Genomic DNA, 8,294 nt, shown 5'->3' on the forward strand with positions numbered 1-8,294 from the left:
CGTGTCCGCGAAACGTTAGGCGTCAGTTAAATCGACATTCCTCTAAACATGAACAAATACAAACCACTTATTGCAATAATCTTTTCATTCGTTTTTCTCTGCAGCTGTGAAAATAGAACAAAGTTGAATAGCTCAAACATTGATAATAAAAATGAACGAATTGAGACTTTGAGTAAAGAAGTAAAACTTAATTCTGTAATTGACGACGCAGAATTTGATTTGTTCAATGTCAATGGATTTAGTGGCGATTTTAGTTTTCTTCCAGGAGCTTCTTCCTCGTTTTATCAATTCGCAATAAAAGTCAATCCGGTCGAAATTAAGAAATGGGAAGATGATTTACTTGAAATCAAAGGCGAAATTGACAGTGAAAAATGGATAGCTGATTTAGTTTTACCACGGAAAAATAATTGGAAAACATTATCGAAGCCTAGATTTTATACAAGAAAAGGCAATGAGCAAAGCGTAAAAATTATAATCTTCGAAAAAGAAGGATTAATCTTCAAGCGTATTAATCAAGAATAAATTAGGAAAATAACCGAACGCCTAACAGCGGTCACGAGAAATTGCTGGTTTTGAGTAGCTTCAGCTCCATTTTCACGAATAAATTCTATCTTAGCGGAAACAACTCAGTTCGCTGGCTTCGCAACTTCGCGTGTCCGCGAAACGTTGTGCGCAATTGCAAGAGAAATATCGACAAAACATGAAACATCCATTTAACCTTGATGAAGGAATATTTTTCGAAGACACAGGTAAAATGATTCTTTGGGAAAGTGATTTTGAAGCTTTAAAAAAAATTGACGAACCAACTATTCTGAATAATGGTAATACTCTAAAATGGTTTGGGAAATCAGTTTTGGGAAACCAAAAATTAAATATTACGGTATCAAAAAGTGATTATGACAATGTCGATGGTAAATTTAATTGCGTGGAATTTGAAACGGAAAATGAAGATTCAAAATCTATTCATTTGACCGCTGAAACCTATTCTAAATATTTTAATGAAATCTTCGGAGAACCAACCGAATCTCGAATAGAATATGAAAGATTGACGGAGTTATGGGATATTGAAGATTTACATATTATTATTGGAATAGGTGAACGGTTTATGGAGTTTTTAATTTTCAGCATTCGTAAAGGAAAGAAATACTGGAAATTGGTTTAGAGTAGCAAAAGCGCACAACAGCGCACAAGCGATCATTGCTGGTTTTGAGTGGCTTCGGCTCTATTTTCACGAATAAATTCTATCTTAGCGGAAAATACTCTTTCCGCTTTGGTCGCAACGTCGCCTGTGCGCGGGACGTTATAGCCAATGATGAAAAAACCTATGAAACAAACAATTGTCTTTCTATTCATTATCTTTTTCATTTCAAAAGTCGAAGCGAAAAAAATGATTTATCCTATAGAAGTTATAGCTGGAAGTGCTGACTTAATTGTTGTTGGAGAAATTGAAATTGTAAAAGGTGATTTATACATTTTCAATATTTCCGAAACATTAAAAGGTAACCTATTTAATTCAATTTCTGTAGAAATGTTTGAAGAATGGGAATGTGATCAAAGATTTGCAAAACCGGAAACAGGCCAAAAGCTTTGCTTATTTCTAAAAAGAGGATTGAAAAATTGGGAAATCATAAACGGAAGCACTGGAGAACTTGTGATCTCAAATAACATAATCACATTAGGAGGTTATGAAGAATATAAACACATTGATTATAAATTTACTCCATATCAGCTTGCTTTAGAAGATTTTAAAAATGGAATTAGAGAGTTTTGCAAGTGTTTTATATTTGTCGGAGAATATAGCTTTAGAGATGAAAAAGCTCATTTCGAACAAATTGTTGCAGACAAACAAATTTCTGAGTTTAAAGCAATGAGTGATTTTTCTTTTTGGCTATGGAAAAAAATGGAGAAATATCAAGTCGTGATTAAATAGAATCACTGGCTATAACAGCGCATAAAACTTATGGCTGGTTTTCAGGTGCTTGAACTCCATTTTTCACGAAAAACATTATCTTAGCCGAGACAACTCTGCTCGCTTCGCCGCCACAAGGTCTATGCGCGAAACGTTACCAGTAATTCCAAAAAAAGCCGGATAACTATGAAAATGCTATTACTTATATTTTCACTTTTGACAATGTCAAATATTTGTTGTGCGCAAACGTTTTGCTTAAATGACTTTGAGTTACCTAAAACTAAAATGACTAAAATTTCAAAAAGAAATAAAATCAATATTGTTTTAGATAGCTTGAAAACTCAAATAGTTTTAGACACACTCAAATTTAATTCTAAAGATTTATATATTTCTTCGAATGACCGCCAAACAAAAAATGAAAAAGATTACTCAGCGTTGTATGTCGTGCAAGGCTATAGTTATAAGTTAGATATAATTAATGGAAAATTAGTTCGAGAATTTATAGATGAAATGTTGATTTCGTCGAAAATTAAAAAAATATATATCGTTGATAAAACTGATGCTCAATCAGTTTTCGGCCAGAAAAACGGAATGGTTTATATCGTTTTGAAAAAAGATGCGAAAACAAATTTCAATGTAGCTGGATTAAAGATAACAGAGAAGAATAAAACCATGAATAACTTTTGGCAGTTAAAAAACGATAAAGTTAGTTTTGATTAACAGGAACTACTGGTAACAGCCGTCATGACTAATTGCTGCATTTCATGTCAAAGGAAACTCCAATTTCATTAACTTCGTTCACAGTAGCCGAGAATACTCTGCTATCTTGGCCGCAACTAGACATGGCGGCGAGACGTTATATGACATTTTTAGAACTTACGTGCAAATGAATAACATTTCCTGGAGACATCATTATTTACCTGTTTTCTATCTAAAAGGTTTTACTAAGGATTCGGGACTTTTAAAAATCTTTAATGTTCAAGAGAATCGTTTTCTTAAAAATGGAAAAGAATTTTCGCCAGAATCTTTCTTCTTTGAAAAAGACGCCAATACTATAATATTTGGAGATAAAAAGAATGACTATATAGAGTCTAGTTATGCTGATTTTGACAATGATATGGCAACTTTAATTGAGAGAATTCATCAATCGGATTATACCACAAACTACGGTGTCACTGAAAACGACATGCCGAGAATAAATCACTTTGTAAGTCTAATGTATTGGAGATTGCCGCATCGCATAAAGGACTTAGAGAAGATTGTGAAAAATAATGACTTAGGAAGTTTGGGCTTGAATATTGTAAATAAAAGTGGAGAGCGACAAATAGCAACAGAAGAGGAATTTAAAAACAATCCTGAATTTGTTAAAAGCTTTAAATTCTATAATTCATTAATGGATTCAGTTCGTGGGGCTAATTGTACAACACCATATTCAATAACACAAAATCATGAAAATTTTCCGTTTTTATGTTCTGACAGTCCAGTAATTTTTGAAAGTGAAAATCCAGAAGTTTATCAAGATGACTATTTATTTCCTTTATCCGGTAATCGATTATTTATTAAAGCTAATCGAACAAGCGATTTTCCACCATATTTAAGAATGCTTGTTGATGCAGTAGTGTATAAACAAGCTCAGAAATATGTGAGCTGTACGGATGAATCATACATAGAGGCATTGAATACTTTATTAGAAAAACAGAACTTAGCAGAGCTAAAAGCAGAGATATTCAAAAAAATAAAGTAAAACGTCATATAACAGCGGTCACGAGAAATTGCTGGTTTTGAGTAGCTTCAGCTCGATTTTCACGAATAAACTTTATATTAGCGGAAAATACTCGTTTCGCTTTCATCGCAACTTCGCGTGTCCGCGAAACGTTAGCTGTCAGGCTGAAAAACCATCGTGAAACAAACATGAACCATAACTTGCAACCTTTCCCCATATTACTTACCCGAAGCCTAACTCTTCGGAAACTTTCAAAAAATGATTCCGAACAAATATTTCAATTGCGCTCGAACACAGAAACAAATAAATTTCTCGACAGAAAACCAGCCAAGACGATAGAAGACGCAGTAAATTTCATCAACATTATAATTGAAGAAAGCGATGAACTTTTTTATTGGGCTATTACAAAAACGGGCGAAGACAAATTAATTGGTATCATTTGTCTATTTGACTTCTTAGACGATCTAAAGAAATGCGAAATTGGATATGAACTTCTTAATGAATATAATGGCCAGGGAATTATGATTGAAGCTGCTACGAAGGTTATAGAATATTCCGTTCAAACGCTCGGATTAAAAACTATCGACGCGCTAACGCATGAAAATAACAAAAGCTCTACAAAGCTTCTTCAAAAATTAAATTTTAGGAAATTGGAAAATGTGTTTGACGGAAATCCAAATCTCACACTATTTCGATTGACAACATAAAACTATACAAGCCCGAACAGCTAACAGCCGTCATGACTAATTGCTGTATTCGTGTCGCCGGAAATACTTATTTCATTAACTTCGTTCACAGTAGCGGAAAATACTCTGCTATCTTGGCCGCAACTAGACATGGCGGCGAAACGTTAGCCGAAAGCCACAGAAACAACTTCGTAAATGAGAAATTTGAAATCATATCATTACTTCTGGATTGTAAGTTCAATAATCTTAATTATTGGAATAGTAAATCTCAGCAATGGAGATTCAACGATGGACATAAACATTCATGATACTTACTACGTAATTGAACATTTTCTGTTAGCCGAAATCTTGTTTTTGGGATATTTATTCCTTGGGTTAGGCTATTGGCTCGTAGAAAAAATTCTTAAAAAGCAATTGATTCCAATTCTGACTAAAATTCATACTTCAATATTGATTGGGAGTTTCTTAATCTATTGGATTGTGATTTTTTGTATTAAAATTTCATTTAATGAAAATGACATATTTAACAATAGCTATGAAATTATCAATATTACATTGATGATTATGTTCTTGGCAATTATTTTTATTGCACAACCAGTTTATGTAATAAATATTCTAGTTGCACTTTTTAGAAAGAAATAGGCCATCGGCTAACAGCCGCCATGACTAATTGCTGTTTTTGTGTCGCCTGAAATACTTATTTCCTTAACTTCGTTCACACTAGCGGAAAATACTCTGCTATTTTGGCCGCAACTAGACATGGCGGCGAAACGTTACCTGCAAGCGCAACCAACATTGCGCATAAAAACGAAAATAATGGAAAAATTTATTTTACTGATTACTTCATTCATATTGATTGCCTGCAATGGCGAGAAGAAAAAAGAAAATAAATCAGTTTCAATTTTTATTTCGAATTCAAATTACAATTGTGATTTAGAAAAAGGGATTTTTAAAATTCCTGCAATCAACTTCGTTGACACTTTACATTTAAATTCAGACGAAAAAAATAAAATTCTAAATGCGTTTTATAAATATCATATTGACACACTAAATGGCGATAAACACGTAGCGCCTGAAAAACCAATAATGCCGGATTTTAGTGATGAGATAAAAATCAGTATTGCTCATCAAGAAAAATTAAGATTGAAAATTTCAAGTCAACTTGAAAACTCAAATTTAAATAAAGTACAAAGAGACATATTTGAATTTCGAAATCAATTATATGACGTTTTGAATAAGAATTCCGGGTTTAAAAAATGTATGAATATTGTAAAGAGTAACTATAAAAATTTTCCGCCTGGACTTTAATGCGCCAGCAGGTAACAGCGGTCACGAGAAATTGTTGGTTTTGAGTTGCTTCAGCTTTCTTTTCACGAATAAATTCTATCTTAGCGGAAAGTACTCACTTCGCTGGCTTCACAACTTCACGTGTCCGCGAAACGTTGTACGCCATTACAAAAACCTACCGAATATGAGAGACTTACTTCTGATATTATTATTGACGATCTCAAATAATATTTTTGCGCAGACAAAAACGGACACAATTCCATCAATTCAAAATAATTTGGCTTGGCTTGATAAACTCGAGCAAATTTTAGACAAGGAAGATAAAATAAAATTCATTGTAAAGAAGATTAAATCGGATTCAATTTATGCAAATACCGGTGTAAAATTATCAACGTACATTTCAGCAAATGGCTGTCTTCACAATAATTTTGGAAACGAAATTCCTTGTAAACTTATCTTTGCTTTGGATGATAAGAAATTATATACTGAACTTGATTTAAATAAATTTCCAGAGCAGTCAATAATTTTAAAACATCTTAATTCAGAAACTGTTGACGATATAACGATTTTTAAAGGATTAAGCGCGACATCTTTATTTGGTATAAGAGGAAATTGTAATGTTGTATACCTAAAACCAAATAAAAAATTCAGGAATTTAATTAAAACCAAGTAACGGCGCACAACAGCGGTCACGAGAAATTGCTGGTTTTGAGTAGCTTCAGCTCCATTTTCACGAATAAATTCTATCTTAGCGGAAACAACTCAGTTCGCTGGCTTCGCAACTTCGCGTGTCCGCGAAACGTTAGGCGTCAGTTTGGGATGTCGCATACAAGAAATATGAAAGAAAAAATATATAAATATTGTATCTATTCATTCGTCCTGATAAACTTTTGGACGCTTTATGGATTCTTTGATTACTACTTAGAAATGCAAGAACCTGGTTGGTTTCATGGGTTGGGTTTAGGAATTTTTTATTTCAATAGTCTTTTTATTGCGCTGGGTTTTGGAGGAGTTTTATTGCTGATAAGATTAATATTTCATTTTATCAAAAAGAGAAATATTCTTAAATCCAATTTCCTTTATATCCTTTCTGGAATATTTAGTTTGAATTTACTTGTAATTAGCGGTATTAGCATTGCACTAAAAATGTTAGGACTAGATATATTTTTCCTTCCGTATCTTATAGGTTTGCTATTAATTTCGTCAATAACCATTTTGGACATTTATAAATCGAATTTCAAAAACTGCAAAATAAAACCGAACGCCTAACAGCAGTCACGAGAAATTGCTGGTTTTGAGTAGCTTCAGCTCCATTTTCACGAATAAATTCTATCTTAGCGGAAAGTACTCGTTTCGCTTGCTTCGCAACTTCACGTGTCCGCGAAACGTTGTGCGACATTTACATCACCGCTATCGTAATAATGAAAGTATAAAATCATATAAACTTTAAATATTCGTCATGAAAAAATTTTACTTATTATCAATTCTTACTTTATTAATATCGTGCTCAAAAAATGAAAATGTATTAAGATTTAGTAAGCAAGATTATGGGAAAGAATGGCCATTTTCAGTTGATGAAATTGAAGTTTATTGCTCTGGTTATAAAGAAATTTACTGTAAAACTAATGACGGTAAAATCTATGCTTTAAATGGATCGGCAAAAGGCGCGTCGCGTGATAATCCCACAATAAATAAAGTCGAAGAAATTTGGTTAGATAATCCTGAGTTTGAAGGATTGAAAATTCCTTACGCACAATTTATTACTGAAGGATTGAAATTATGTGACGACAAATAAACGTCGCACAACAGCCGTCATGACTAATTGCTGTATTCGTGTCAAAGGAAACATCCATTTTCTTAACTTCGTTCACAGTAGCGGAGAATACTCAGCTATCTCGGCCGCAACTAGACATGGCGGCGAAACGTTATAAGCCATTTCTGTTAAAATCCGCTAAATCGATGCAACTTATACCATACTTTGGTATATTTGGGTAAAATTAAAAGTTATGTCAAAAAACACATCCATATTACTCGGCGATCATTTTAATAATTTTATTAGTAGTGAGGTTGCTTCTGGGCGATATAGTTCAGCAAGTGATGTCGTAAGATCAGCGCTTAGATTATTGGAAATAGAAGAAAGTAAAATTAAGTGGCTTCAAAATGAACTAGAAATTGGAGAAAAAAGTGGGTTTGTTGAAAATTATAATCCTAAAAAACATCTTGAAGAAATCAAGAAGAAATATTTATGAAATATAGAATAACTGAATCTGCATATCAAGACTTAAATGATATTTGGTTCTACACTTTCCAGGAATGGTCAGAAAATCAAGCAGATAAATATTTCGAATCTATTATTCAGGAAATCGAATTGTTCAGCGAAAATACAGAGAAAGCCAAGAAGTTGAAAAAGCTAAAATCTGAATACTATTATTTTAGAGCTCTATCTCATTATGTGTTTTTCAAATATGGAGATGACCAAATTGATGTTATTAGAATACTTCATAAAATGATGGATTTCCCAAAACACTTGGAATAGAAACGGCTTATAACACTTACTATGCGATCATTGCTGGTTTTCAGTAGCTTCCACTCTATTTCCACGATTAAATTCTATCTTAGCGGAAAATACTCGTTCCGCTTTGAACGCAACGTCGCATAGTAAGGGAACGTTATCACTGGGTCGCACGAG

12 protein-coding genes are annotated in these 8,294 nt (G+C 33.1%); all 12 read left to right on the forward strand.

Annotation, left to right across the window (positions count from 1 at the left end):
- The first annotated feature begins 123 nt into the window (after positions 1-123).
- The 12 genes from B2741_RS00580 to B2741_RS00635 all read left to right on the forward strand — a co-directional run bounded on the left by B2741_RS00580 (position 124) and on the right by B2741_RS00635 (position 8,141).
- Positions 124-522 (forward strand): hypothetical protein, encoded by a 399-nt coding sequence (locus B2741_RS00580; RefSeq protein WP_291134391.1) that lies wholly within the window; start codon positions 124-126, stop codon positions 520-522.
- 178 nt (positions 523-700) lie between these two features.
- Positions 701-1,162 carry a hypothetical protein gene (locus B2741_RS00585; protein ID WP_291134394.1) on the forward strand — a complete coding sequence of 154 codons (462 nt, stop codon included), beginning with the start codon at positions 701-703 and terminating at the stop codon, positions 1,160-1,162.
- A gap of 162 nt (positions 1,163-1,324) precedes the next feature.
- Positions 1,325-1,930 carry a hypothetical protein gene (locus B2741_RS00590; protein WP_291134397.1) on the forward strand — a complete coding sequence of 202 codons (606 nt, stop codon included), beginning with the start codon at positions 1,325-1,327 and terminating at the stop codon, positions 1,928-1,930.
- 165 nt (positions 1,931-2,095) lie between these two features.
- Positions 2,096-2,629 carry a hypothetical protein gene (locus B2741_RS00595; RefSeq protein ID WP_291134400.1) on the forward strand — a complete coding sequence of 178 codons (534 nt, stop codon included), beginning with the start codon at positions 2,096-2,098 and terminating at the stop codon, positions 2,627-2,629.
- Positions 2,630-2,795: 166 nt separating this feature from the next.
- Positions 2,796-3,653: a DUF4238 domain-containing protein gene (locus B2741_RS00600; RefSeq protein ID WP_291134402.1), complete on the forward strand. Its 858-nt coding sequence runs from the start codon at positions 2,796-2,798 to the stop codon at positions 3,651-3,653.
- 167 nt (positions 3,654-3,820) lie between these two features.
- Positions 3,821-4,339, forward strand: a complete 519-nt coding sequence (locus B2741_RS00605) for a GNAT family N-acetyltransferase (RefSeq protein WP_291134405.1) — start codon at positions 3,821-3,823, stop codon at positions 4,337-4,339.
- 174 nt (positions 4,340-4,513) lie between these two features.
- Entirely contained in the window at positions 4,514-4,960 is a 447-nt protein-coding gene (locus tag B2741_RS00610; RefSeq protein WP_291134408.1) for a hypothetical protein, read from the forward strand.
- Between the two features lie 174 nt (positions 4,961-5,134).
- Entirely contained in the window at positions 5,135-5,626 is a 492-nt protein-coding gene (locus tag B2741_RS00615; RefSeq protein ID WP_291134412.1) for a hypothetical protein, read from the forward strand.
- A gap of 163 nt (positions 5,627-5,789) precedes the next feature.
- Positions 5,790-6,278, forward strand: a complete 489-nt coding sequence (locus B2741_RS00620; protein WP_291134414.1) for a hypothetical protein — start codon at positions 5,790-5,792, stop codon at positions 6,276-6,278.
- Between the two features lie 786 nt (positions 6,279-7,064).
- Positions 7,065-7,400: a DUF2511 domain-containing protein gene (locus tag B2741_RS00625; protein WP_291134417.1), complete on the forward strand. Its 336-nt coding sequence runs from the start codon at positions 7,065-7,067 to the stop codon at positions 7,398-7,400.
- A gap of 211 nt (positions 7,401-7,611) precedes the next feature.
- Positions 7,612-7,854 carry a type II toxin-antitoxin system ParD family antitoxin gene (locus B2741_RS00630; RefSeq protein WP_291134420.1) on the forward strand — a complete coding sequence of 81 codons (243 nt, stop codon included), beginning with the start codon at positions 7,612-7,614 and terminating at the stop codon, positions 7,852-7,854.
- Positions 7,851-8,141: a type II toxin-antitoxin system RelE/ParE family toxin gene (locus B2741_RS00635; RefSeq protein WP_291134424.1), complete on the forward strand. Its 291-nt coding sequence runs from the start codon at positions 7,851-7,853 to the stop codon at positions 8,139-8,141. Before B2741_RS00630 ends, B2741_RS00635 begins: the two co-directional genes overlap by 4 nt.
- Positions 8,142-8,294 lie beyond the last annotated feature (153 nt).

The sequence above is a fragment of the Flavobacterium sp. UBA7663 genome (assembly GCF_002483315.1).
In the GTDB taxonomy this organism is placed as follows: domain Bacteria; phylum Bacteroidota; class Bacteroidia; order Flavobacteriales; family Flavobacteriaceae; genus Flavobacterium.